At 69.1% G+C, this 24,672-nt stretch carries 21 protein-coding genes; 11 read left to right on the forward strand and 10 right to left on the reverse strand.

The window, feature by feature from the left end; translation table 11 throughout:
• Nucleotides 1-127 precede the first annotated feature (127 nt).
• Together ACFYQQ_RS31995 and ACFYQQ_RS32000 are read left to right on the forward strand one after the other, a co-directional pair.
• Complete coding sequence (locus ACFYQQ_RS31995; RefSeq protein WP_356240445.1) at nt 128-520, forward strand: hypothetical protein; 393 nt, start codon at nt 128-130, stop codon at nt 518-520.
• 314 nt (nt 521-834) lie between these two features.
• Complete coding sequence (locus tag ACFYQQ_RS32000; protein WP_388906124.1) at nt 835-1,392, forward strand: hypothetical protein; 558 nt, start codon at nt 835-837, stop codon at nt 1,390-1,392.
• Nucleotides 1,393-1,637: 245 nt separating this feature from the next.
• Here the strand turns inward: ACFYQQ_RS32000 and ACFYQQ_RS32005 are convergent, their stop codons facing one another.
• Nucleotides 1,638-2,492, reverse strand: coding sequence for an alpha/beta fold hydrolase (locus tag ACFYQQ_RS32005; RefSeq protein ID WP_355794035.1), 855 nt, complete (start codon nt 2,490-2,492; stop codon nt 1,638-1,640).
• Between the two features lie 284 nt (nt 2,493-2,776).
• Here ACFYQQ_RS32005 and ACFYQQ_RS32010 point away from each other — a divergent pair, with 284 nt between their 5' ends.
• Nucleotides 2,777-3,151, forward strand: a complete 375-nt coding sequence (locus tag ACFYQQ_RS32010) for a VOC family protein (protein WP_355794034.1) — start codon at nt 2,777-2,779, stop codon at nt 3,149-3,151.
• 277 nt (nt 3,152-3,428) lie between these two features.
• Here ACFYQQ_RS32010 and ACFYQQ_RS32015 read toward each other — a convergent pair whose 3' ends face one another.
• Nucleotides 3,429-4,565, reverse strand: a complete 1,137-nt coding sequence (locus ACFYQQ_RS32015; protein ID WP_356240440.1) for an NAD(P)/FAD-dependent oxidoreductase — start codon at nt 4,563-4,565, stop codon at nt 3,429-3,431.
• 333 nt (nt 4,566-4,898) lie between these two features.
• On the opposite strand from ACFYQQ_RS32015, the gene ACFYQQ_RS32020 reads away from it, so the two are divergent.
• On the forward strand, nt 4,899-5,510 hold the full coding sequence (locus ACFYQQ_RS32020) for a TetR/AcrR family transcriptional regulator (RefSeq protein WP_356240437.1): 612 nt from the start codon (nt 4,899-4,901) through the stop codon (nt 5,508-5,510).
• Between the two features lie 99 nt (nt 5,511-5,609).
• Nucleotides 5,610-6,539, forward strand: a complete 930-nt coding sequence (locus ACFYQQ_RS32025; RefSeq protein ID WP_355790862.1) for an LLM class flavin-dependent oxidoreductase — start codon at nt 5,610-5,612, stop codon at nt 6,537-6,539.
• A 469-nt stretch (nt 6,540-7,008) separates the two neighbouring features.
• On the opposite strand, the gene ACFYQQ_RS32030 is transcribed toward ACFYQQ_RS32025, so the two are convergent.
• Entirely contained in the window at nt 7,009-7,404 is a 396-nt protein-coding gene (locus tag ACFYQQ_RS32030) for a MerR family transcriptional regulator (RefSeq protein ID WP_355790865.1), read from the reverse strand.
• Nucleotides 7,405-7,472: 68 nt separating this feature from the next.
• Here ACFYQQ_RS32030 and ACFYQQ_RS32035 point away from each other — a divergent pair, with 68 nt between their 5' ends.
• Complete coding sequence (locus tag ACFYQQ_RS32035) at nt 7,473-8,723, forward strand: MFS transporter (RefSeq protein WP_355790868.1); 1,251 nt, start codon at nt 7,473-7,475, stop codon at nt 8,721-8,723.
• Between the two features lie 242 nt (nt 8,724-8,965).
• Here the strand turns inward: ACFYQQ_RS32035 and ACFYQQ_RS32040 are convergent, their stop codons facing one another.
• Nucleotides 8,966-10,261: an MFS transporter gene (locus ACFYQQ_RS32040; RefSeq protein WP_356240431.1), complete on the reverse strand. Its 1,296-nt coding sequence runs from the start codon at nt 10,259-10,261 to the stop codon at nt 8,966-8,968.
• Nucleotides 10,258-10,797 (reverse strand): winged helix-turn-helix domain-containing protein, encoded by a 540-nt coding sequence (locus tag ACFYQQ_RS32045; RefSeq protein ID WP_355795289.1) that lies wholly within the window; start codon nt 10,795-10,797, stop codon nt 10,258-10,260. The genes ACFYQQ_RS32040 and ACFYQQ_RS32045 overlap by 4 nt, the downstream gene beginning before the upstream one ends.
• Nucleotides 10,798-11,116: 319 nt before the next feature.
• On the opposite strand from ACFYQQ_RS32045, the gene ACFYQQ_RS32050 reads away from it, so the two are divergent.
• Nucleotides 11,117-13,636: an FG-GAP-like repeat-containing protein gene (locus tag ACFYQQ_RS32050; protein ID WP_355787264.1), complete on the forward strand. Its 2,520-nt coding sequence runs from the start codon at nt 11,117-11,119 to the stop codon at nt 13,634-13,636.
• A 303-nt stretch (nt 13,637-13,939) separates the two neighbouring features.
• Here the strand turns inward: ACFYQQ_RS32050 and ACFYQQ_RS32055 are convergent, their stop codons facing one another.
• The 5 genes from ACFYQQ_RS32055 to ACFYQQ_RS32075 form a co-directional block, all read right to left on the reverse strand.
• Nucleotides 13,940-14,962, reverse strand: a complete 1,023-nt coding sequence (locus tag ACFYQQ_RS32055; protein ID WP_356240425.1) for an LLM class flavin-dependent oxidoreductase — start codon at nt 14,960-14,962, stop codon at nt 13,940-13,942.
• A gap of 215 nt (nt 14,963-15,177) precedes the next feature.
• Nucleotides 15,178-16,209, reverse strand: coding sequence for a LacI family DNA-binding transcriptional regulator (locus ACFYQQ_RS32060; RefSeq protein WP_355794648.1), 1,032 nt, complete (start codon nt 16,207-16,209; stop codon nt 15,178-15,180).
• Between the two features lie 75 nt (nt 16,210-16,284).
• The gene (locus ACFYQQ_RS32065; protein ID WP_356240422.1) at nt 16,285-17,121 is read right to left on the reverse strand and encodes an ATP-binding cassette domain-containing protein; all 837 of its coding nucleotides are present in this window, start codon (nt 17,119-17,121) and stop codon (nt 16,285-16,287) included.
• Nucleotides 17,118-18,131 carry an ABC transporter permease gene (locus tag ACFYQQ_RS32070; RefSeq protein WP_355795247.1) on the reverse strand — a complete coding sequence of 338 codons (1,014 nt, stop codon included), beginning with the start codon at nt 18,129-18,131 and terminating at the stop codon, nt 17,118-17,120. Before ACFYQQ_RS32070 ends, ACFYQQ_RS32065 begins: the two co-directional genes overlap by 4 nt.
• 143 nt (nt 18,132-18,274) lie before the next feature.
• Nucleotides 18,275-19,297: a sugar ABC transporter substrate-binding protein gene (locus tag ACFYQQ_RS32075; RefSeq protein ID WP_355795750.1), complete on the reverse strand. Its 1,023-nt coding sequence runs from the start codon at nt 19,295-19,297 to the stop codon at nt 18,275-18,277.
• 224 nt (nt 19,298-19,521) lie between these two features.
• Between ACFYQQ_RS32075 and ACFYQQ_RS32080 the strand changes: the two genes are divergently transcribed.
• The 4 genes from ACFYQQ_RS32080 to ACFYQQ_RS32095 all read left to right on the forward strand — a co-directional run bounded on the left by ACFYQQ_RS32080 (nt 19,522) and on the right by ACFYQQ_RS32095 (nt 24,396).
• Entirely contained in the window at nt 19,522-20,484 is a 963-nt protein-coding gene (locus tag ACFYQQ_RS32080) for a carbohydrate kinase (protein WP_355794887.1), read from the forward strand.
• Between the two features lie 214 nt (nt 20,485-20,698).
• Nucleotides 20,699-23,260 (forward strand): GH32 C-terminal domain-containing protein, encoded by a 2,562-nt coding sequence (locus ACFYQQ_RS32085; RefSeq protein WP_356240417.1) that lies wholly within the window; start codon nt 20,699-20,701, stop codon nt 23,258-23,260.
• Between the two features lie 38 nt (nt 23,261-23,298).
• Nucleotides 23,299-23,592, forward strand: a complete 294-nt coding sequence (locus ACFYQQ_RS32090) for a putative quinol monooxygenase (protein WP_355779205.1) — start codon at nt 23,299-23,301, stop codon at nt 23,590-23,592.
• A 354-nt stretch (nt 23,593-23,946) separates the two neighbouring features.
• Nucleotides 23,947-24,396, forward strand: coding sequence for an SRPBCC family protein (locus ACFYQQ_RS32095; protein ID WP_355779208.1), 450 nt, complete (start codon nt 23,947-23,949; stop codon nt 24,394-24,396).
• Nucleotides 24,397-24,672 lie beyond the last annotated feature (276 nt).

A 24,672-nucleotide genomic window follows, 5' to 3' on the forward strand; every position in this document is an offset into this window, starting at 1 on the left:
AGTCTGTTCGTGTCTTCTACAGGCGCAGTGGAGGCGCGGCACAGCGTCAAGAGTCGACCTGTCCTCCGGCACTTCTCGAGGCGACACCGGCAATGTGCTCCACGACAGCTGCACGTGACGGCGTTTCATGGAGAAGGGCCTGATGGTCATGGCGCTCACGCTGGCCGACCCCCTCAGCGGGGTGCTGCACGATCTGCTCACCGCCCGCAGCCTGCGAGAGCGCAACAAGGAAGTGGTTCTGGCACTGGTCGAGGCGGGCAATCGCGGTGAGGTCAATGAACTCACACGACCCTGGGCCAGCCGGGAAGCCTCCGGCAACGCCCTGCTGCCCGCGGAACTGGTCCTCACGGTCGAGAGCCTGCTGGCCGAATCGGACACGGCTGTGCTGCGGGCGACTGCCCGGGCGGGACGCTCGGCCTGGTCATTGGTGGCGGAGCTCCGCTTTGACGGGGCGGGCCACATCGTGCGGTGCCACGACATGCTGGTGCCCGGCGACGAAATCCCTGGTAAGCGGCCCTGACCCCGGCGCGGGCGGCCATCGAGTCGGCGCAGGAGGAGCACTTCAGCGCACGGCACCAGCGGTACGCCGGCAGGCCCACGCTGTGCACGCCAGTCAACGGCGGGCGGCGCACCGTACACGCATCCTCGACCGTGGGCCGCGGGTTTGGGGCTGGCACGTCGCCGTGGGACGGGGCGTGAAGTGAGGCGGGTGTCCTGGGAGTGTCAGTGGATCGAGGGGGAGGGGAGTGGTTCGTGAGAGGGGTGTCGCGTTGGGCCGCTCTGGTGCGGCGGCAGGCGTCTGAGGGCCGCGGTGTGCTGCGGGGCCAACCTGTAGTGCTGGACGCGGGGGCCGAGTTGGCGGTGGCATTTCCGTCGGGGCCGGGTGTCAGTCCTGCTCAGTTGCGAGCCTTGTACGGGGCGTTCTCGCCTTTCCGGGAGCAGTTCGATGCCTTGTGTCAGGTAGTTGACGGCAGTTTGCCGTTGCCGTTGGCTGCCGCCGTGTTCGCTCCTCACGACAGTGTCGATGCCGGTCTGCTTGACCGGCCCGAGTTCCGGCGTACCGCGCTGTTCGCCTACCAGGTCGCTCTGTTCGAGTTGTGGCGCCAATGCCATGCGTTGCGTGCCGCGGCCGTGGCCGGAGAGGGGGCGGGCGGTTGCGCCGCCGGCTATGTCTCGGGCGTCCTGGACCTGGACGAAGCCGTCCCGCTGCTGGTGTCGGGACACGGCTTGTCCGAGCCCGGCGTGGATGTCGCCGAACTCAACCTGTGGCAAATCGGGTTCGAGTCGGTGGTCCGCTGCGCCCCCGACCAGCAGGCACCCTGGAGCGGCGGCACCCCACCCATAGGTCGTGCTGCGGGCCCTCCGCTGGCCGAGAGCGTCCACGATCGATGAAGGGGACCGGTCGGGAACCACCCTCGCTGTCCATCAACTTTGTGCCGGGCCAGGCGGCTGTTGCGGCGCATTGATACCCATCGGCAGCAGAGCCACCAGCGGCCCACTGGCCGTTCATCGGGTCGTTGAGTCGCCGCCTGGTCATCCGGCTTGACCCCTGCGGGGCGGGGCCGAGGCAGCGAGAGGCGAAGGCGTGCCCGGCACAGCCCCGCCTCCGCCACTCATGCCTGGCGCCGGTGCGCGTGTCAGCGTGCTGCGAGGTCCGCGAGCAACTCCGCCGCGGCCCTGGGGTGGACGAGCCAGCGCAGGTGACTGCCGTCGAGCGTGCGGACGTCGAAGGGGTTGTCGGGTGTGAGGGCGTCGGCTTCGCGGATCATGCGGTCCTGCACGGCGAGCGGGAGGCTGGCATCGGCGGCCAGGCGTACGTAGGTCTTGGGGATTCGACCCCAGGTCGCGGCCTGCACTCGATCGGCGGACGTGCCGGCGTCGAGGTTCTCATCCGGCTGGAAGGTGTTGAGGAAGGTCCGGAACTCGTCATCGGTGAGGTCGGCACCGAAGGCCCGCTTGAACGCGGCGAGTGCCGTCGCGTCAGCGGTTCGGAAGTTGGTGCGGAGCAGGCCGAGTTCAGCGGGGTTCCCGACGAGCGTGGCCGCGAAGGATCTCGTGTCGACGTCCGCCATCTCAGGCTGGGCGTAATAGTCGCTCACGTCCAGCTCGACGGGGCACCAGGCGGAGACGTAGACGATCCGGTCGATCAGCTCGGGCCGCGCGTTGGCGACGGCGGTGATGGTGATGCCACCCCTGCTGTGGGCGACGAGGACAGTGGGCCCGTTCTGCTTGGCTCGTTCAAGGACCTCGATCACGCGGGCGACATTGTCGGCGAGAGTGACTCCTCTGATGCGCCCCGGCTCCGCGGCGAGTGCCTTCAGATCCTGGGGGGACTGGTAGGACGCTGGGAAGGTTGCCTCGAAACCGTGCCCGGGAAGATCGACCGCGGCCGATCGGTGCCCCATCAGGGCGAGTTCGGCCTGCAGCGGCGCGAACGAGAACGAATTCGCGAAGGCCCCGTGAACCAGAATGAAAGTCGGCGGATTAGGCATGCCTCAGCCTCCAACAGAACGATCTTCAGAGCAAGGCTCAAGGTCGTGCGAGGGCATCGAGGTGCCCGGGCACGGTTCGGCCGCACCGCTGATCCATCGCAACTCGTCCGCATACGCCCTCTCCCTCGCCGCGGTCGTGTGCTGACGTCACGGCCGGTTTGAAAGTCGGCCGTGGATGGCAGGCGACGAGCGCCCTCCATCCACCGTGCCCGGTGGTGGCATGGCTGCGCGTCGCGTGCGAAGCGCGCGTGCATGAGGCGGGTTCCAGGGGCAAGGTGGGAGGCATGACGACGAAGCTCGGTGCTTTTGTTCTCGGTACTCCCGATCCACGCGCGCTGGCCGACTTCTACCGGGCCCTGCTCGGTTGGGAAGAAGTGGCGCGCAGTCCCGAATGGGTGCGTCTGAGGGCCCCTGAGCAGGAACGGCCCAGCCTCAGTTTCCAGCTGGAGAAGGACCACGTCCCTCCGACATGGCCGCAGCGTCCAGGTACTCAGCAGATGCAAGCGCACCTGGACGTGCAGGTCGACGATCTGGAAGCGGAGACCGCCCGGGCGTGTGCGCTGGGTGCGACGGTGCAGGAGCACCAGCCGGCGAAGGACGTACGAGTCCTTCGCGACCCTCACGGACACCCGTTCTGTCTCTTCCTTCCGGGCGCCTGAGCACTACCGGTTTGGCCGGGGGCACGGTCAGCGGCGTAGACCTGGACTGCAGAAAGCCATACGTGACGAGCCCGCCCGGGAGGAGTGCGACCCCGCGTCCTGAACTCCTGAGGGGACGTTGACGCCAGCTTCACCGCTGGTGGTGAACTTTCGCAACATCTCCGGGCTTTCAGCCAACGCGTGGTGTGCGACCGCGCCAGGGCTCGGCCGTTGCGGCTTGCGGCGTGTGCGCTCAGGCGATGGACCCGCCTCGGGGATAGCCCTTACCTGACCGCTGTCAGTTGCTGTCGTCGGCGGTGGCGAAGTCGGGCAGTTCGGTGGACAGGAGTTCCTCGGCGCCGTGGTCAAGGAGCTTCTGCATCTTGTGGGAGCGGGGCAGCATGCTGTTTTCGTATGCCGCGATGGCGTCCTTGACGTTGTTGCTGCCGGCGACGGAGAGCGCGAGTTCGCATGCGTCCAGCATCGCGAGGTTGACCCCGACACCGAGCGGTGGCATGAGGTGGGCGGCGTCGCCGAGCAGGGTGATCGTGGAGCTGCGTTCCCAGGTGTGAGGCACGGGAAGGGCGTTGATGGGGCGGTCCACGTAGAGGCCGTCGTTGTCCGTGAGCAGCCGGCGCAGGCGGGGTGACCAACTGCGGTAACGCTCCAGCAGGAGAGCCCGTATGCCGTCGGTGTCCTGGATGGTGAGGCCGCTCGCGGTTATCCAGTCGGCGGCAACGCGCTGGATGATGTAGACGCGGATGTGGTCGCCGCTGTTGCGCTGGGCGAACAGACCGCGCTCACCGTCGGCAGCCGCGGCGCTGCCCTGGCCGACGAGTTCGGCGATTTCGGGGTGCCGGTTCTCGACGTCGTGGAACCAGGCTTCGAGGAAACTCACGCCGCCGTACTCGGGGACGGCGGGGGAGACGGCCCGTCGCACCTTCGACCAGGCACCGTCGGCGCCGACGACGAGGTCGGCCTCGACCGTGGTGCCGTCGGCGAAGCGCAGCAGACGGGGGCCGTGGTCGGGTCCGTCGACGGAGGTGAGTGCGTGGCTCCAGCGGACCGTGCCCGGCCTCAGGGAGCCGAGGAGGAGGCCGCGCAGGTCGCCGCGGTCGATCTCGGGCTTGAAGAGATCGCCCGCCTCCGGGGTGTGGTGGAAAAGGATGGTCCCGTCCGGGTCGACTTGGCGCATCTCCTGACCTTCGGGGCGCGACAGGCGGAAGAACTCCTCAAGCAGCCCGGCTTCGCGCAGGGCGAGCTGGCCGTTGTCCTCGTGCAGGTCCAAGCTTCCGCCCTGATTGCGGACGTCAGGGCCCGCTTCGGCGTCGTACACGGTCACGGGGATGTCGTGGCGTTGGAGGATGCGAGCGCAGGTCAGGCCGCCGGGGCCGGCGCCGATGATCGCGATGCGGGGTGCGGGGTCGGTGTTCATGGTGATGCTCCGTTCGTGTCATGCGGGCTTACGTGGCCGGCAAGTGAGTAGGTGCTGACGTGCGGGTGGGGCAGAGGCTGCTCTGGCGGCGGAACTCTCGGGCGCATCGCAGCCTTCAGCACCGGTGCGCGTGCTTGTGCGTCGCCGGTCGGGCGGAGAGCGAAGGGGTGCAGCGCTGGCCTGTGCCGATTCGCCTCTCGGACAGGCAGGGGCAGGTCCGGGGGAGAAGGTGGCGGCAGCGGTCGCGCTGCCGCCATTCCAAAAAAGCACAACGAGCAAAAAAGTGCAACGACACAACTTTTTGAGTCAGGCACCTTTATGTATGATGGCGGTATGCCAACCTCTGCCCAGTCCTCGCCTCCAGCTCCGGCGGGACGGCGTGAACGCAAGAAGGCCGCCACCCGCAAAGCGCTCGCCGACGCTGCCCTGAATCTCTTCCTCACGCGCGGATACGACGCGGTGACCCTGCACGAGATCGCAGAGGCGGCCGACGTCTCCACCACCACGCTCCTCAAGCACTTCCCGAGCAAGGAGGCCCTCGTCTTCGACGAGGACGCCGACCAGGAAGCGGCGCTCGTCGCCGCCGTCCGTGACCGCGCCCCCGGCGCGACCGTCCCCCAGGCGCTGTGCGCACACATCAAGCGCGTCCGCCTGCGCGGGGCCGACTCCGACCCCGGTTACGCCGACTTCGTGAACTTGGTGACCAACACCCCCGCCCTCAGCGAGTACGGCCACCGCATGTGGATGCGCCACCAGGACGCCCTCGCGCACGCCATCGCCCAGGACGCCGGCCTCGCAGCAGACGACCCGCGCAGCCTCGCCCTGGCCCGCTTCGCCTTGGAGGCCTCGGCTCTCGCCCGCGGATCCGACAAGCCCGAGCAAGCCGTCGACGCGGCCTTCGATCTCCTCGAACACGGATGGAACGCCACACCGGCGGCGCGTTAGCGGAGCTGCCAGTTGTCGTGCGTCAGAAGGTTGTTGACGCCTGCCGCGGTGACTCCGCTGTTGACCTTCACATTAGTGTGAAGGCTTTGGAATCGGGCCATGACGGACGACAGATCGTTTTGCATAGGCATCGCACTGGAGGGTGTGGGTTGGCACCCGGCGTCGTGGTCGCACTCGTCGGTGGTGGATCCCGCCGAACTCTTCACCGCTGACTACTGGGTTGACTGGGCCAGGGAAGCAGCATCGGGCGGCATCGACTTCGTCACGCTCGAGGACGGCCTGAGTCTTCAGACCGACCAGTACGGGACCGCTGCCGACGATGCCGGCCACCGGGTTCGCGGTCGGCTGGACTCGGTGGTGGTCGCCGCGCTTCTGCTGTCGAGGAGCGATATCTCCGAGGTTGTCGTCACGCGGAACGTGACGCACTCCAATCCGTTCCACGTGGCCTCGCAACTGGCGTCCCTCGCGGCCATCGGCCCGGGTCGGGTGGTGTGGCGCCCGCAGGTGTCGGCGGACGCCCGCGACGCCGTCGTGGTCGGGGGTACTTCCACACCTGCCCTCGAGCCGGAAGACGTATATGTCCCGCCCCGGATCGCACGGCGCCTGCGTGACCTGTTCCGGGACGCTGAGGACTATGTGCACGCGGTGCGTCGCTTGTGGGCGACCTTCCCGGGGGAAGGCCTCGGCGGCGGGGGCAAGTTCTGGCAGCCCGAACAGGTGCGGCCGGCAACTTTGGAGGCCAGGCCGCGGTATCCGGCCGCCGGCCCGTTGACAGTGCCTGTCCGGACCCCGCCGCCGGTCGCCGTCTTGGCCCATCACGCCCTTGAGCCGTACCGGCTCGGCGCCGCTGTGGCTGACCGGCTGTTCATCACGCCGACTTCTGATCACCCGATGCCGGAGCTCCTGGCGGCGTTTCACCAGATCGAGGAACTCACCCCGGATGCCACCCTGACCCTGATGTACGCGGACATCGCGGTCGTGCTCGGGGACTCCGACGACCACGCCCATGACCGGGGCTCGCGCGATTGAACGACGCTGCCGGTGCGCCGTGGTCGACTGACACGAGCATCTTCGTGGGAACCGCGGGCCGGCTAGCGGACGAGCTGACCGACTGGCGCGACGGTCACGGGCTTTCCGGCGTCCGGTTGCGGCCTGCCGTGCTGCCCGATGATGCCGAACGGATCATTCACGACCTCGTGCCCCTGTTGAGGTCGCCCGCCGGCGGAGCCGCCAACTCGGACGGGGGCCGGCTGTGACGGGCCTGTTCACCGACAACCGCGGTCAGGCACACCGATGTTCCTCTTGGACGGGCTGACGATCGACCAGATCGGTCGGTCGTTCGGGCTTCGTTCGCCGGCGAAGTCGCCACCGCCCACCCTCCTCGACAGCGGCTCCTGAGGTGGTACCGCCACGCCCCTTACGTGGCGCGCGACCGATGCGGGCACGACGTGCACCTCGAACGGTCAGGGGCCGTCGCCGCCCTGCCGAGGGCTTGGCGTCACGTGCTCCGGGGTTGATCGTCGAGGATCGGGGCCCGGTGCCGTTCCACCTCGGTCAGGTATTCACTCATGGCGTCACGGTTGCGGATCAGTACCTCGATCCGTGCGTTGAGTTTGTCCCGCTCATCCGTCAGCAGGGCCAACATCTCCGGCGTCGCGTCCCGGAAATGGATCAATCGGGGCTTGTCCAGGCACGGCAAGATCTGCTTGATGATCCGAGTCGGCAGCCCGGCCGCCAGCAGACCACGGATCTGCTTGACCCGATCCACGTACCGGTCGTCGTACTCCCGGTACCCGTTCGCGCCCCGGTCCGGGACGATGAGCCCTTGCTCCTCGTAGTAGCGCAGCAGCCGACGCGACGCCCCTGTCAGCCGGGACAACTCACCGATTCGCACCCCGTCAGCCTAGCTACGGATTACGGACTTGACCATCACATCTATGTGAGGGTTTGAGGATCGGTGCCATGACCACCACCACACATTCCCAGACGGGACGAGCCGCCCTGCCGTGGTCGGCGTTGCTGGCGTTGGGGACCGCGGTCTTCATCACCAGCCTGACCGAAACCCTGCCCGCCGGAGTCCTGCCGGAGATGTCTTCCACGTTGGACGTGAGCTCCGCTGCCGCCGGCCAAGCTGTCACCGTCTACGCCGCAGGCACCGCCCTGACCGCCATCCCGCTGGCGACAGCCACTGCCTCCGTTCCGCGCAAGCCCCTGCTGCTCGGCGCCATGACGGTCTTCCTGGTCGCCAACACCCTCACCGCCGCCGCACCGGGATACGTCGTTCTCCTGGTCGCCCGGTTCCTCGCCGGCGTCGCCGCCGGTCTGGCGTGGGCGATCCTCGCGGGCTACGCACGGCGTATCGCCCCAGCCGGGTCGGAAGGGCGTGCCATCGCCATCGCGATGACCGGGATCCCGTTGGCACTGTCCCTGGGCGTGCCGGCCGGGACCTTGGTCGGTCAACAGGTGGGATGGCAGGCGGCGTTCGCAGCCGTTTCGGTGCTCACCCTCGCTGTCATCGCCTGGATCGTCCGGTCCGTCCCCGCCACAGCCCAGCCGGGAATCGAGAACGCGACGAAAGCGACCACCCGTCAGACCATGAAAGTCCCTGGCGTTGCAGCGATCATGATCGTGGTCGTGACGTTCGTGCTCGGCCACACGATCATCTACGCCTACATCACGCCCTACCTTCAGCACGCCGGTCTCAGGTCGTCCACCGATGCGGTCTTGCTCGCCTTCGGTATCGCTTGCCTGGGCAGCATCTGGTACGTCGGGCGCCGCATCGACCAGTACCTGCGGGTGCTGGCGTTGACCGCGGCAGCACTGTTCACTCTCTCCACCGCAGCATTCACCGCCACGACGGCGCACTCGGTTGTCTGGGTCGCCGCCGTCGTCTGGGGTCTGGGGTGGGGAGGCGTACCGACCCTGCTCCAGACCGCCGCCGGACACGCCGGCATGCGACGTGGCCCGGCCGTCGCCGATACCGCGCAGGCCATCCTTGTCACCCTGTGGAACGCCGCGATGGCCCTCGGGGGGATCGTCGGCGGGGTCATACTCCAAAGCGTCAGCGCAACCGCGGTAGCAGCCATGGCCGCGATTCTCGGAGCAACCAGCCTGCTCATCGTCACCCTCGCACGTCACCACGCCTTCCCGCAGCTCGGACCGCGCCATGACATGCCGGCGCGTCACTATCGTCGGAAGGTCGACGCCGCCTGACAGAGCGTTGTGAGACCCGCCGGATTGCGCATGTGGCCGCAGAGACGGGGATCTCGCGGGCGTCCGGTGTCGAAGTGGGTGAACTGGCGGCGCAAGTACGGTGACGTCGGGCTGGTCGATCCGCCGTCGGCGCCCCGTTGCCGGCCGGCAGCGACCGCGATCGAGTTCCTGCATCGAGCCAGGCCCTGGTGCGCCACGCGCGGAATCACCTGAATCAAGCCCCTCATTGAGGCCTCATACGGCTAATGGCTTGCGCTCTCCTGGGTGAAGTCCTCATCCCTGGACGCCGGGTGATCGGGAGCGTCGGCCGGAGTGGCCGCGCGCAACGCGGCTTCTACACGGCGGTTGTTGGTCATGGTCGCCGTGACGGCCGTCATCGTGAGGAGGAGAGCCGAGGCCGCGTAGAGCGGGGTGCGGACGTCGTACGTGGAGGCCAGCCAGCCGCCGAGGAAGGCCCCGATGGGGGCGGCGCACATGGCCAGCATGCGGGAGGTGGAGGCGACCCGGCCCATCAGGTGAGCGGGGACGATCGCTTGCCGGAGGGAGGGGGCGAGCACCATCGTGGCGCCCATGCCCGCTCCGCAGACGGCGAGCGCAAGGCCGGCGACGTACGGGTTCGGGGCGACTGCAAGGCCCAGGATGGCGAGTCCTTCGACCGCGGCCGTGCAGGTGAGCGCGGTGCCGGTGCCGAGTCGGCGGCCGAGGAAGGAGGCGATGCCCGCGCCGAGCAGGCCGCCGGTGGCCTCGGCGGTGAGGAGCAGACCGAAACCGTAGGTGTCGATGCCGAGGCGGTCGTGCGCGAAGAGGGCGAGGACGGTCTCCACCGCGAGGAAGGCGACGTTCCCGACCGCAGGACGCAGTGCGAGCCCGAGCAGCACCTGATCATGGAACACGTACGAGGCGCCGGCCCGCGCCTGTCGCAGCAGCGACTCACGGGCCTGCGGCACGGGTTGGGGCGTTGCGGGCAGTGACCGTACGAGCAGTGCGGAGAGCGCGAACGACACCGCGTCGGCGAGCAGCGGTACCGCTCGCCCTATCGCGAGCAGGACACTGCCCGCAGGCGGTCCCGCGAAGCCGGACGCGGCGGTCTGGGTGCCGCGCAGGCGGGAGTTGGCGCGTTCCAGCAGTGCGGGGTCGCGGCCGAGGAGATCCGGCAGGTAGGCCGTGGCGGCGGTGTCGAAGAAGAGCCCGCCGAGGCCGAGCAGGAAGGCGACGGCTGCGAGCAGGGGAATGCTCAGCATGTCGAGCGCGGCAGCTGCCGCCGGTATCGCGAGCAGCACCGCACGTGCCGCGTCCGTGATCCACATCGTGCGTCTGCGGTCCCAGCGGTCCACCAGGGCACCGCCGAGCACTCCGAAGAGCAGCCACGGCAACGTGCCGGCGGCCGTGACGACGGCGAGTGCCATCGGATCCCGCGTCAGCGTCAACGCGAGGAGGGGCAGCGCCGCATGGGACACCCCGTCTCCAAGCGACGAGACCGACTGGGCAGTCCACAGCCGTCCGAACCCGGTCGGCAACTTGCGGGCGTCTGAGGTCACTTGGCGTCTCCTTCGGCCTGCCGGCGCGGTGCGGGGTGGACGAGTGCGAAGACGAGTGACGCATCCGGCAGTGACGGGTCGGACAGTTCCCGGTACTCGTCCGCCAGCGCGTCCAGTCGCGCCCCCAGCTCCGCGAACTGCTCCTCGGTGAGCCGCAGATGCGCCATGCGTACGTGCCGATCGCCTTCCGGCTGCGCTGCCTCCAGGTCCGCCACCGCGTGCCGCATCAGCACATCCGGCCCTCCTTCGCCCGGATCGGGCAACACGATCGACCGCGCGGCCATGGCGTAGTACCGCTCGGTGACCCCACGGACCTTCCGCGTTCGCACCACCTTCACCAGGCCCGCCCGTTCGAGCAGCCGCACGTGGTAGCTGGAACTCCCCTTCGCGAGGCCCACCCGGTCGGCGATCTGCGTGATCGTCGCGGGCTCGAAGCGGAGCACGGCCATGATCCGGTGGCGCGTGAGATTGGAGACGGCCCGTAGCTGTTCGTCGGTGGTGACGTGAAGCGTCTCTGATGGATCGTCGGTAGGCATGCCAGCAATGGTCAACGTTTCTTGACCATTGCGCAAGGGGTTTCGTCCGGGCTTCCGGGACGGCTCTTTTCGGTACGCACGGGCTTCGCTCCCGGAGGGGCCGCTTCCGCGGCCGCGACTCGTTCACCGGGCGAGGTCAGCACGTGTTCCCGCACGCTCGCCCTGTTCCGGGTGCCGGACGCCGAGGGCGGATCATGCCCGCTCAGAAGCCCAACTCCCGTGGCGGGTAATGCCGCTGGGTACGCGCGCTGTCGGCACCCACTGCTAGCATCCGCACACGTGTGCGAGGGCGTGCGTCCTCGCAGGGAGGGAAACACACGTGGGCAGATACGCCCTGTCGCGCCGCCGTCTGGCGGTCGCGATCTCATCAGTGTCGCTCGCCGTGGCGGGCGGCGCCGTTCTTCCGGCCCCGGCCGTGGCCGCTCCGATCGCCCCGTGGGGCCCGGCTACGGCCATCACCGGTGCCGACGTCAGCACCGCGGTGTCGGACCTCGTCACCGCCGCCGACGGCTCGGCCGTCGTGCTGTGGAACCAGTACGCGGGCATCGGCAGCAAGGAACGCAAGTTGTACGCCGCCGTCCGTCCGGCCGGCAGCGACGTCTGGGGAACACCGACGCTGCTCGCCGTCACCCCGACCGAGGCGGGCACCGAGAAACTGCACGCCTCGGCGGACGGCACGGTCACCGCGCTGTGGCTCGAGTACCCGCACGAGACCTCGCCGGGCTCGGGGCCGTTCGACAGCCGGGTCGTCAGCTCTGTGCTCGCGGCCGACCGGTCCGCCTGGTCCTCGCCCGTCGAACTCGTCGGCACGGACGCGTCCTGGGGCGACGGCGGGATCGACCTCGCGGAAGCCCCCGACGGCAGTCTCACCGCCGTATGGGGCAGCAGACCCCGATCCGGCAGCCAGTGGGAGGTCAGCGCCGCCACTCGCTCGACCGACGGCACCTGGTCCGCGCCCGTGCAGGTGAGCACCGCCGCCGCGGACGGCGCAGACTCGGCGTACGGCCCGAGCGTCGCGGTCACCTCCGACGGCACGGCGGTCGTCGTTTACAAGCAGTGGGACGGTCCCTCCGCCTCGCTTCGTACGGTCTCGCGTGCGGCCGGCGCCGTCGGGTGGAGCACTCCCGCCCCCGCCACCGCCGACTACCAGTCGGTGGGAGACCCTGAGGCCACGGCCGCCGCCGACGGCTCCGTCACCGTGGCCTGGCAGGGTACGGACGACGCCGAGGACTCCTCGCTCCTCACCACCACACGCTCCGCCGACGGCGCATGGTCCGCGCCGGAGACCGTGACCGGCACCGACAACCTCGCGGGAAGCCCCGAGCCGCTGGTCGCCCCCGACGGTGACGTGACCCTCGTCTGGGTCGACTACACCTCGACGTTCAGCACCCGCACCGCCACCCGGGAGGCCGACACCGGCATATGGTCGGCCCCCAAGACGCTGTCTACGTCTCACGCTTCCGAAGCATGGGACGCCGACATCGGCGACGACGGCACCGTACGCGCGCTGTGGCCCCAGAGCGCCGCCGGGGGCACCGTGATGATGGAAGCCGTCCGCGCCGACGGCACGTGGACGACCGCCGCCCAGGTGCCGGGCTCCGCAAACGCGTCTGTCCTGGGCCGGATCAGTGCGGGCCCGGACGGCAGCGCCACCGCTGTCTGGTCCGGCGCGAGGAGTGAGAGCGCCAACTGGCAGCTGTCGGGCTCCCGGACCTCGTGGCCGGCCCTCGCCGTCGCCGGCTCCGCCGTTCCCGCCGGCGCCGCGCTCAAGGGCAGCGACGGGACCAGCAGCGTCTGGGCGCCCAGCTGGAAGCTCAGCAGCCCCGCCTCGTCCTGGTCGCTCACCCTCACCGACCGGGCCGGCAGGACGGTCCACACGCTCACCGGCACACCGGACGGCCTGTCGATCACCGCGGGCTGGAACGGCCTTACATCCGGCGGGAGTTACGCTCCCAACGGGCCCCTGGCGTGGACACTGCGCGCCACCCAGGAGGGTGCGTCCGCAGACACGCAGGTGGCGTCCGGCACGGTCACCGTCACCGGCGGCGCTGCGGTGTCCCACGATTTCGGCGGCGCCTCGGCCACTCCCGACGGTACCGGCGACCTGCTCACCCTCAACTCCTCGGGCGCGCTGACCTTCCAGTTGGGCAAGTCGTCCACCGGCGCCCTCTCCGGCAAGGTCAGCGGAAGCGGCTGGGCCACCTCCGTCAAGGCCGTACCGGTCGGCGACCTCAGCGGGGACCGCTGCAACGACGTCCTCGTCCGGTACAGCAGCGGGGCCCTGCGCCTGTACAAGCCCGGCTGCGGCAAGGCGCTCACGCCGTCCACGTCGTACACGACCATCGCGTCGAGCGGCTGGACCCAGTACGACGTGCTGACCTCGCCCGGAGACGTCAGTGGCGACGGACGCCCGGATCTCCTCGCGCGTAACTCGTCGACGGGAGCGGTCTACCTCTACAAGGGCACGAGCACGGGCAAGCTGTCGGCGCGCGTGAAGCTCTACGACGACTGGAAGACGTACAAGAAGGTCGTCGGGGCCGGCGACCTGAACGGGGACGGCTTCGGCGACCTGCTGGTCCAGGACAAGGTGAACACCCTGTACCGCTACAACGGCAAGGGCGACGGCACCTTCTCAGCCCGCGCCAAGGTCTTCTCCGACTGGGGCGGCTCGTACAACGTAGTCGTCGGAGCAGGGGACGTCACCGGCGACGGGAAGGCCGACCTGGTCTCCCGTGACAGCGGCGGCAACCTGTACCGCAACAGCGGTGACGGCAAGGGGTCGTTCGGCGCGCGCGTGAAGATCGCATCCGGCTGGGGCGGCTACAAGTCCCTCTCCTGACCGCTTTTTTGATCGTTCCCGTCCCGGCCTGGGGGCGTTGACCAGCGAGTTCAGGAACCCCTCGGCTCCTGGCTTCAGGAGCCGCTACCGAGGGCGGGAACGGTGAACAGCGCCGACGCGCACTTCGGCGACCACGGTACGGCGCCTGCGCGAGTAGCGCAGGCGCCGTGTCGCTGAAGTTTCCGTGCGCGCTTCAGCGAGGGGTTGTCAGGCCGGCGAACGCGCCATCCGGGCGTGTACGCGTGACCTCACGTGGCGACACCGGCCGGGCGCATGAGCCCCTCGCCTCGAACACTGCCGGGTTCAGCGCCAACCCAGTGCCGGAGCCACGTGAGTCAGGATGCTGTCGAGCACGTGGGCGTTGTACTCGACGCCGAGCTGGTTGGGCACGGTGAGCAGCAGGGTGTCGGCGGCCGCGATGGCTTCATCCTCGGCGAGCTGTTTGACCAGCACGTCGGGTTCGGCGGCGTAGGAACGGCCGAAGATGGCGCGGGTGTTGGCGTCGATGTAGCCGACCTGGTCCTTCGAGTCGCGTTCCCTGCCGAAGTAGGCGCGGTCCCGGTCGTCGACCAGTGCGAAGACGCTGCGGCTGACCGACACCCTGGGCTCGCGGGTGTGACCCGCCTCCCGCCAGGCCTCGCGGTAGACCTCGATCTGCTTGCGCTGCTGGACGTGCAGCGGTTCACCGCTCTCGTCGTCCTTGAGGGTCGAGCTCTGCAGGTTCATTCCGAGCGTGGCCGCCCACGCGGCGGTGGCGTTCGAGCCGGAACCCCACCAGATACGGTCCCTGAGACCCTCGGAGTGCGGTTCGACGCGCAACAGCCCCGGAGGGTTGGAGAACATTGGATTGGGGCTGGGCTCGGCGAAGCCCTCGCCCTTCAGCACGTCGAGGAGTCGCTCGGTGTGGGCGCGCGCCATGTCGCTGTCGCTGCTCCCCTCGGACGGCACATGCCCGAAGTGGCGCCAGCCGTCGATCACCTGCTCCGGGGACCCCCGGCTGAGACCGAGCTGCAGCCGGCCACCGGAGATCAGGTCCGCCGCGCCCGCGTCCTCGGCCATGTAGAGGGGGTTCTCGTAGCGCATGTCGATCACGCCGGTGCCGATCTCGATCCGGCTGGTGCGCGCGCCGATGGCCGCGAGCAGCGGGAACGGTGAGGCGTGCTGCCGTGCGAAGTGGTGGACGCGGAAGTACGCGCCGTCGGCGCCCAGCTCCTCGGCGGCGACCGCGAGGTCGATCGCCTGGAGGAGGGAGTCCGCCGCGGAGCGCGTCTGCGAGTGCGGTGACGGCGTCCAGTGTCCGAAGGACAGGAACCCGATCTTCTTCATACTGCTTTCAACAATTTGGCGCGGAGATCATTCCCCGCCGCCGCAGCCCGTGGTGCCGGCGCGCGGTCGGGAGGCAGACGCTCTCAGGCCCCTACTCAAGGGGCACACATGATGGCCGGCCGGGGCACGGGTGCCCCATTGCTGCTCGCGAGGGCCGAAGGCGGCCGCTGTCGCAGGCGTAGCTGCTAACGCCGCGTGCGGAAAACCCCTCGCTCTCACGCCCCCTGCAGCGTCGGGGCCGGCTGTTCTCCCGACCCGCGGACGATCAGGCGGGTGGGGACGGTGATGCTGCGGGCGCGGGAACGGTCGCCGTCGAGGCGGGCCAGGGCAGTGGTCGCCGCCGTGCGGCCGATCTCCTCGGGGTTCTGGGCGACGACGGTCAGGGCCGGTTCGAGTGCCTCGGCCAGCTCGATGTCGTCGAAGGCGACGACGGCCACGTCCTTGCGCTTGTTGCGGGCGAGTTCGGTGACGATGCCGAGAGCGACGATGTTGTTGCCGGCGAACAGGGCGGTGGGGGGATCGGCCAGGTCGAGGAGCCGGGAGGTCGCAGTGGAGGCCCCGTGCTGGTCGTGGGCGTCGGTGACCAGGGAGCGGTCGTAGGGGATGCCGGCTTCCTGCAGGGCCGCGCGGTAGCCGCTCAGGCGTTCGCGGCGTGTGTAGAGCTTGGTGGGGAGGTCGCCCACGAAGCCGATGCGGCGGTGGCCGTGGGCGATCAGGTGGGCGACGCCGTCCTGGGCGCCCGCACGGTTGGAGGTGACGACGCTGTCCGTGGACAGGCCCACTCCGGGACGGTCGAGGAAGATGATGGGCAGGCCCTGGGTGCGGTGGGTCTTGAGGTGGGAATGGTCGGCGCCGACGGACGGCACGACCATGAGGATGCTGACGCGGCGGGCCAGGAACTTGTCGGTCAGGGCGCGTTCACGGTCGGGGTCGTCCGCGGAGGAGCCCATGAGCAGGGTCAGGCCGCGGTCGCGGACGGTGTCCTCGATGCTGCGGGCAACCGCGCCGAAGAAGGGGTTGCCGAGGTCGGGGATGACCAGCCCGATGGTGGTGTCGGGTCCGCCGACGCGGATGTTGCGTGCCATAAGGTTCGGCTGGAAGCCGAGCTTGGCCACGGCGGCGAGTACCTGTTCCCTCGTCTGTGCGGAGGCGGGCCCGTCCTCGTTGAGGACGCGGGAGACGGTCTTGGCGCTGACGCCCACTTCGCGGGCGACGTCGGCCAGGGTGGGGCGGCGGTTCGCGGCCATGAGGGAACGGTCTCCTGTGCTCGTCGGTTCCGGCCGCGGCCTCGGCCGGATTCCGTCGAGTCTCGTGTGGTGTGGTCAGGTGGCCTGGACTCCCGCGGCCTTCACCGCCTCGGAATCCGCTACGACAGTATCTCCGGCCGCGTCCACGGTGAGCGCGCCGGTCATGATGGCGACGACCTCCGCCATGGAGTAGTCGGACGGCTTGATCACGGCCGCGCGCCTGCCCAGCCGGTGGACGTGGATCCGGTCGGCGATCTCGAAGACGTGGGGCATGTTGTGGCTGATCAGGACGACCGGCATGCCGTTGTCGCGGACGCGGCGGATGAGGTCCAGGACCTGGCCGGACTCCTTGACGCCGAGGGCGGCGGTGGGCTCGTCCATGACGACGACGCTGCGGGCCCAGGCGACGGCCCGGGCCACCGCGACGGCCTGCCGCTGCCCGCCGGAGAGGGTCTCGACGGACTGGGTCAGCGAGCGCAGGCCGATCTTCAGGTCGGCCATGTGCTCGGCGGCCTCCTTTCGCATGCGCTTCTTGTCGAGCATGCGAAAGGCGCTGCCGAGGATGCCGGGCCGGAGCAGTTCACGGCCCAGGAACATGTTCGAGGCGATGTCCATGGACGCGGCGACGGCGAGGTCCTGGTATACGGTCTCGATGCCGTGGGCCCGCGCACTTTGCGGCCCGGAGAACTGGATCGGCTTGCCGTTGAGCCGTATCTCGCCCGCGTCGGGGACCACGGCACCGGTAAGTGCCTTGATCAGGCTGGTCTTTCCGGCGCCGTTGTCGCCGATGACGGCGAGGACCTCACCGGGCAGCAAGTCGAAGTCGGCTCCGTCGATGGCGGTGACATGCCCGTAGCGCTTGACGAGACCGCGGGCCTGCAGGACGGGGGTGGGGGAGGGGGTGGCTGTCATCGGGCCTTCTTCCGGGAGATCTGGTCGACGGTCACCGCGAGGATCACCAGCACTCCGGTGATCAGGGTCTGGTAGATGGAGGCGACGCCCATCAGCTGCAGGCCGTTGCGGAAGACGCCGACGATGAGGACGCCGATGAAGGTGCCCAGCACCGAGCCGCGTCCGCCGAAGAGGCTGGTGCCGCCGAGGACCACGGCGGTGATGCTGTCGAGGTTGTCGGTCTGGCCGGCCTGCGGGTCGCCGACTCCGGTGCGGGAGATGAGCAGCAGCGCTGCGAGGCCGTAGAGCAGGCCGGCCACGGTGTAGATGCCGATGGTCAGGCGGGAGGTGCGGATGCCGTTCAGCCGCGCGGCTTCCTGGCTGTTGCCCAGTGCGTAGACGTGCCGGCCCCAGCCGGTGCTGCTCAGCGCGTAGGCGAGCAGGAGGAACAGGGCGATGGTGACGAGGGAGCCGTAGGTGATGTCGGTGTGGCCGAGGGGGAAGGTCTGCCCGAGAGCCGTGAGCGGGCCGGGCAGGTTGGTGACCGTCTGCTCGTCGGAATAGATGTGGGTGAGCGCGAACGCCACGTTGAGCATGCCGAGGGTGACGATGAACGGGGGCAGCGGGATCTTCTGCACGAGTAGCCCGTTGAGCAGCCCGAAGCCGCCGCAGACCGTGATGCCCAGGGCGATGGCCAGGAGTGGCGGAAGGGAGCCCTCGGCGGCCATTTTGGCGATGACGATGCTGCCGAACGCCATCACCGCACCGCAGGACAGGTCGATGCCCGCTGTGAGGATGATCAGGGTCTGGCCGATGGCGAGGATGCCGACGACCATGACCTGCTGCACGATCAGCGAGAAGTTCCCGCCGGTCAGGAACTGTTCAGTCGAGAAGGAGAAGAAGACGCACGCCAGGAGGAGGGCGGCGAGCGGGCCGGTGGTCGGTGCCGTGAGCAGCCTGCGGGCCGTGGTCGGCGCTGTGAGCCCGGCGTACGGCGAGGACGTGCTCGGAGGCGTGGACGTGGCGGTCATGCGAAGTCCTTGTCGGAAGACAGAAGTCCGTGTCAGTCCTTGTCGCGGGACAAGGGAGAAGGCCGAAGCCTTTCCTGGTAGGGGAGTTGGGGCGGCAGGCCCGCCGAGGGCGTGCAGGACGCCGGGCCGGTGGCCGCGCGAGCTCAGCCCCAGCAGTGGTCCAGGCCGTAGGCGGTGTCCTTGGAGGCGGCCTTGTCCTGCGCCTTGTCGGTGATCAGGGTGACACCGGTGTCGGTGTAGCCGGACGCCTTCTTGCCGTCCTTGGCGTAGGTCACGACGGCCTTGACGCCCTCGGCGGCCATCTTGAGCGGGTACTGCTGCGAAGTCGCCGCGATCTTCCCGTCCTTGACCGCCCGGGTGCCGGTGCAGCCGCCGTCGACGGAGACGATCAGCACGTCCTTCTCCCGGCCCTTGGCCTTGAGTGCCGTGTACGCGCCCAGTGCGGCGGGTTCGTTGATGGTGTAGACGACGTTGATGCCGGGTTGCTTCTGGAGGCAGTTCTCCATGGCGGTCTGGCCCTTGGCCTGGTCGCCGCCGGTGTCCTGGGAGCACACGACCGCCGGGTCCTTGGCGCCGATGCCGAAGCCCTTGAGGAAGCCCTCGTGCCGCTTGACGCCGACGGAGACGCCCGGCGCGAGGTCGAGGGTGGCTATCTTCGCGCTCTTGCCCTTCATGACGGCCTTGGCGTACTCGCCGATCAGCTCGCCGGCCTTGAGGTTGTCGGTGGCGAAGAGGGCGTCGACCGCGCTCTGTGGGTCGGTCGGGGTGTCCAGGGCGATGACCAGGACTCCCTTGGCCTTGGCCTTCTCGATCGCGGGCACGATCGCCTTGGAGTCGCTGGGGGTGATCAGGATGCCCTTCACACCGGCGGCGACCATGTTCTCGATGGCGGTGACCTGGCCGGCGTTGTCTCCGTCGAACTTGCCCGCGGCGGTCATCAGTTGTGCGCCGTCGGCCTTCGCGGCCTTCTCCGCGCCTTCCTTCATCTTCACGAAGAACGGGTTGGTGTCGGTCTTGGTGATCAGACCGACCTTGACGCTGCCCGAACCGGAGTCGGTGGTGTCTGTTCCGGAGCCGGATCCGCAGGCCGTGAGGGTGAGGGCGGCCAGACCGGTGCAGGCGGCGGCTCTGACGAGGGCCGAAGGCAGATGAGGGGTGCGGGACATGGAGTGCTCCTGTGGAATCGCGGACGGTGGTGGCGGCACCGGAGGATGCCGCCACCAAGGTGTCATCGTTGACTTATGTCATCGTTGACACTGCTTGCCGAGGATGATGGACTCCGCCTCCCGGCAACGTCAATGCCCTGGACCGGACACAAGTCCGTAACGGCCGTGGCGGATGCCCGCTCCGTGCCCGCTTCAGTCCGCGCGTCCGCAGAGAAGAGAAACCCATGAGCCCGCGTCAGATCACCGTCCTGGGGGAGTGCGTCGCGGACGCGTTCACCACACCCGCAAGCAGCTCCGACGAACTCGCCCTGCGGGTCCTGCCCGGCGGCGGGCCTGCGAACACCGCTGTCGCCCTAGCCCACCTCGGCACGCCCGCGCGCCTCCTCGCGCGACTGTCCGGCGACGTGTTCGGCCGTCTCTTCCGTGCCCGCCTGGAAGCCTCCAGGGTGGACCTGTCGAACGCCGTCGCGGCCGCGGAGCCCAGCACGCTGGCCGTGGCGGAGCTCGACGCGCGGGGGCAGGCCGCCTTCTCCTTCCACGCGCAGAACACGGCCGACTGGCAGTGGACAGCCGAGGAACTGGCGGGAGTGGACCTGTCCGACACGGCCTGCGTGCACACCGGATCCCTCGCCCTGGTCCGCGAACCCGGCGCGGCCGCGGTGGAGGACTTCCTGGCGTCGGCAGCGCCTCAGGCAACCATCAGCATCGACCCCAACGTCCGGCCCCTGCTGGTGGATCCGGCGGTCTACCGCGCTCGGCTGTCGCACTGGTGCGCCCTCGCCGACGTGCTCCGGCTGAGCGAGGACGACCTGGACCTCCTGCTCCCGGGCACGCCCCCCGACCAGGCATGCGACCTCTGGCACGCGGCCGGGGTGCGGCTGGTGGTGATCACACGCGGCGCCGACGGCGCCCTGGCCTCGCTCGACGGCGAGCGGCTGCACGTGCCCGCCGTGGCGATACGGGTCACCGACACGGTGGGGGCGGGGGACTCCTTCACGGCCGGGCTGCTGCACCACCTCGGCACCCGCGGCCTTCTCGGCGGCCGGCTGGCCGAACTCCGCCTCGACGACGTCGCCGAAGCCTGCCGGTTCGCCGCTCAGGTAGCGGCCCTGACCTGCTCGGTCGCCGGACCCAACCCACCGCGGCCCAGCGAGTTGGCGCAGCCGGCCACGGCCCGGCGTGGATGAACGGGCAGTCGAGTCGCGCCGAGACGATCGGAGCCGCACCGTTGACGCACCAGGCGGATTGCCTCCATCATCGGGCCACTCGATGTCATCGATGACACCACTCGTCATCTTGCCGGGCGCCATGGACGACGGCGTCGGCGAGGCGTCATTCTTCGGTGCGTCCGTGCCGGGCAGCAGGCCCCGCAGCGTGGACGGCCGCCACACAGGAGACACCATGAGCCCTGGACGTGTACCCCGTCATGCCCGCACGCGGCTGGTCGCAGCGATGGCAGCCGTCTGTGCCCTGTCTGCAGCCACGCTCGCGCCCCAGGCCGCCGCTGCCGACAGCCCGCCGTACTCCGAGAACCATCGCCCCCAGTTCCACTTCACCCCGGAGAAGAACTGGATGAACGACCCCAACGCCCTGGTGTACTACCAGGGCGAGTACCACCTCTTCTACCAGTACAACCCGAACGGCAACTCCTGGGGCGACATGTCCTGGGGGCACGCCGTGAGCAAGGACCTCGTGCACTGGAAGGAGTTGCCGCTCGCCCTGTCCCACGACGACAGGGAGATGGTGTTTTCCGGCAGCGCGGTCGTCGACCGGAACAACACCACGGGGTTCGGCACGAAGAAGAACCCGGCCATGGTGGCGATCTACACCAGCGCCTACAAGGACGGCGGGAAGCAGGCCCAGTCGCTCGCCTACAGCACCGACCGCGGCCGTACCTGGACCAAGTACCAGGGCAATCCCGTACTCGACATCGGCTCACGAGAGTTCCGCGACCCGAAGGTCCAGTGGTACGCGCCCACCAAGAGCTGGCTGATGACGGTCTCGCTGTCCACCGAGCACAAGGTGCGGTTCTACTCGTCCAAGAACCTCAAGGACTGGGATCAGCTCAGCGAGTTCGGTCCCGCCGGCGCCACGGGCGGAGTGTGGGAATGTCCCGACCTGTTCCCCCTCGCGGTCGACGGGGACGAGAACAACATTAAGTGGGTCCTGGTCGTCAACATCAACCCCGGTGGCATCGCGGGAGGTTCAGCCGCCCAGTACTTCGTCGGCGACTTCGACGGCCGGACGTTCACACCCGACGACAAGGGAACCTACACACCGCCCGCCGGGACGGTGGTGCAGGACTTCGAGGGCACCGACTTCGGCACGTGGACACCGGCCGGCACCGCCTTCGGCGACGGACCGTCGGCCGGGGCACTGGCCGGGCAGGGGACCGTCGGCGGCTTCGACGGCGACAGACTCGCCAACAGCTTCCACTTGGGCGACGGCACCACCGGGACGCTCACCTCGCCCGAATTCACCGTCGACAGAAGCTACTTGAACTTCAAGGTCGGCGGCGGACGACACCCGCACGCAGCCGGAAGCGTCATGGAACAGGGGCCTCCACCCGCGGGCACGGTCCTCGCCGACTTCGAGGGCGGCAGCTACGGCGACTGGACGAAGACCGGAGACGCCTTCGGCCCGGCACCCGCCACCGGCACCCTGCCCGGCCAACAGGAGGTCTCCGGCTTCCTGGGAAGCGGCCTCGTCAACACCTTCCAGGGAGGCGACGCCGGGACCGGAACCCTCACCTCGCCCGCGTTCACCATCGACAAGAAGCACATCAACTTCCTCATCGGCGGCGGACACCACCCCGAGGGCTCGGCCGACCCCACCGCCATCGAACTCCTCGTCGACGACCGAGTCGTGCGCAGCGCCACCGGAAACGACGCCGAGGCACTCAACTGGGCCTCATGGGACGTCGACGACCTCGCCGGCAAGAAGGCGCGGATCAGGATCGTCGACGACAACACCGGCGGCTGGGGCCACCTCAACGTCGACCACCTCATGCTGTCGGACACCAAGGCCCGGCCCGTCTCCCAGGAGACGTCCGTCAACCTCCTCGTCGACGGCGAGGTCGTCCGCAGCGCCACCGGCTCCGACAGCGAGACGCTGGACTGGGCCTCCTTCGACCTGCGCCCCTACGCCGGCAAGAAGGCGCGCATCCAGATCGTCGACATGAACACAGCCGGCTGGGGCCACATCATGGCCGACGAGTTCACCGCCGCCGACACCGCCGCCCAAGCCGCCGTCCAGCGCGCCGACTGGGCCGACTTCGGCAAGGACTACTACGCGGCGGTGTCCTGGGAGAACGCCCCCGGCGGCAAGCGATACATGATCGGCTGGATGAACAACTGGGACTACGGCGGCGCCATACCGACCGCCCCCTGGCGCGGCGCGCAAAGCGTCCCCCGGGAGATGACCCTGCGCAGCATCGACGGCCGACCCCGGCTGACCAGCAAACCGGTGCGCAGCCTGGAGTCCCTCCGGCACGGCCCCCCGGCGACCGCGGCCGGCGTCACCGTCGACAGCACCACGAAGCCGCTGATCGGCGCCGCGGCCACGGGCAAGGCACTCGACATCGAAGCCACCTTCTCCCTCGAGAACGCCGAACGGTTCGGCCTCAAGGTGCGCACCGGCGCCGGGGGCGAGGAGACCGTCATCGGCTACGACACCACGGCACAGGAGCTGTACGTCGACCGCACCCACTCCGGCGCCGTCGACTTCAACAGCACCTTCCCCGGCGTCCAGCGAGCACCACTGCATGCCAAGAACGGCAAGGTGAAACTGCGGATCCTCGTCGACTGGTCGTCCGTAGAGGTCTTCGGCGGCAACGGCGAAGCCGTCATCACCGACCAGATCTTCCCCGACCCCGACAGCCAGGGGGTCCAGGTCTTCGCCGAGGACGGCTCCGTGAGGCTGGACCAGGCCCGCGTCTGGCGCCTCGACTCCATCCACGACTGAGCCCTCTCTCCACGCCCGACCACGAAGGACACCACACCGTGAACAGAACCCTGCTCGCCGAGTTCACCGCCCGTGAAGGCGCGGAGGACGAGGTCACCCGCCTGCTACTGGACTACGCCCGTAAGGTGCGCGAGGAGGACGGCAACTTCGCCTTCGACGTCTACACCAAGACGTCGAGCCCGCGCGCCTACTGGATCTTCGAGGTGTACCGGGACGAGGACGCCTTCCAGGCACACCTGAAGGCGCCGTACGGCGCTCCGTTCAACGCCGCACTCGCCCCGCTGATCGAGGAGGACGCCTCGGTGCTGACGCTCCTCGACCCGGTGGCGTGACCGTGGCCGGCCCGCCTCGCGGGCCGGCCCTCACGCGCTGAGGCTGAGGACGGGTGTCGGTCCGTGCCGACGGGGCTGCCCGACAGTTGCCGCCGGGGTCCTCGGACAGCCATGAGGACTGCCGCTTCCTCCTGCCGGCTCGGAGTATCGGCGTTACTCTGGGGGAGAGGCCTGGGAGTCTCCTGTTTCGTCATGCCTCCCTCTGGCGCGGGAGTGAGGCCAGGGAGCCCAGCCTCCCTTCGTATGACCGCAGTCGGGTCGTTTCCGGTACATCCGTAGCGTTGGCGGCGAGCAACCGTCCTCGTGCAAAGTCAGGCGAAGGCAGCCGTCTTCGCTCCCTCGGGAAGGGACAGTATGAGCACTCGGTTCGAAGCCACCGTCGACATCGACCGCCCGATCGCGGACGTCTTTGCCTACCTCGCGGACGGCCGTAACGATCCCGACTTCAGTCCGCGTGTGCAGAAGATCGACAAGGTCCCTGACGGCGAGACGAACGTCGGAACCGTCTTCCGCAGCACCGTCAAGGACTCCGGAATGAAGTCGCAGCGCGAGTTCGAGATCACCCACCTGACCGCACCTACCCGGATCCGGTGGCGCGAGATCTCGAAGAACTCGCTCACCGCGCGAGAAGGCGGATACGACCTCGAACCGACCGCCGCCGGCGGTACCCGGGTTCGTCTCTTCAACGTCCTCGACGGGCACGGGCCCGGCAAGTTGCTGCTCCCGCTGGCGGGGGTCGCCCTGCGCAAGGATGCTCCGGCTTTCGGCAGGCGCATCAAGGCCGCCGCCGAAGCCGCGCTCTGATGAAGTGAAGTCTTCTCCTTCCCAACCGGCCGCCGCGTCGTCTATGCGCCGGGGGCCCAGGGCCTCGTCGCGACAAGGCGCCACCTCCGCAAGGCCGCCACGACGGCTGCTGGTGCCCTGCCCATGCCCGGAGCTGGTGGAGGATCAACCAGGGTCAAGCCAATGAGAACGACCTGACGCCTACGGCTTCGGTGGCGCTCCACCCGTGACGAGTGCCCTCGTGCACCACGACTCGCAGCGCGGTCAGCGGGCCGTGTCGAGCCGTCGTGCCGGCGT

Origin of the sequence: Streptomyces sp. NPDC005496, from assembly GCF_042872045.1 — a bacterium.
Lineage (GTDB): Bacteria > Actinomycetota > Actinomycetes > Streptomycetales > Streptomycetaceae > Streptomyces.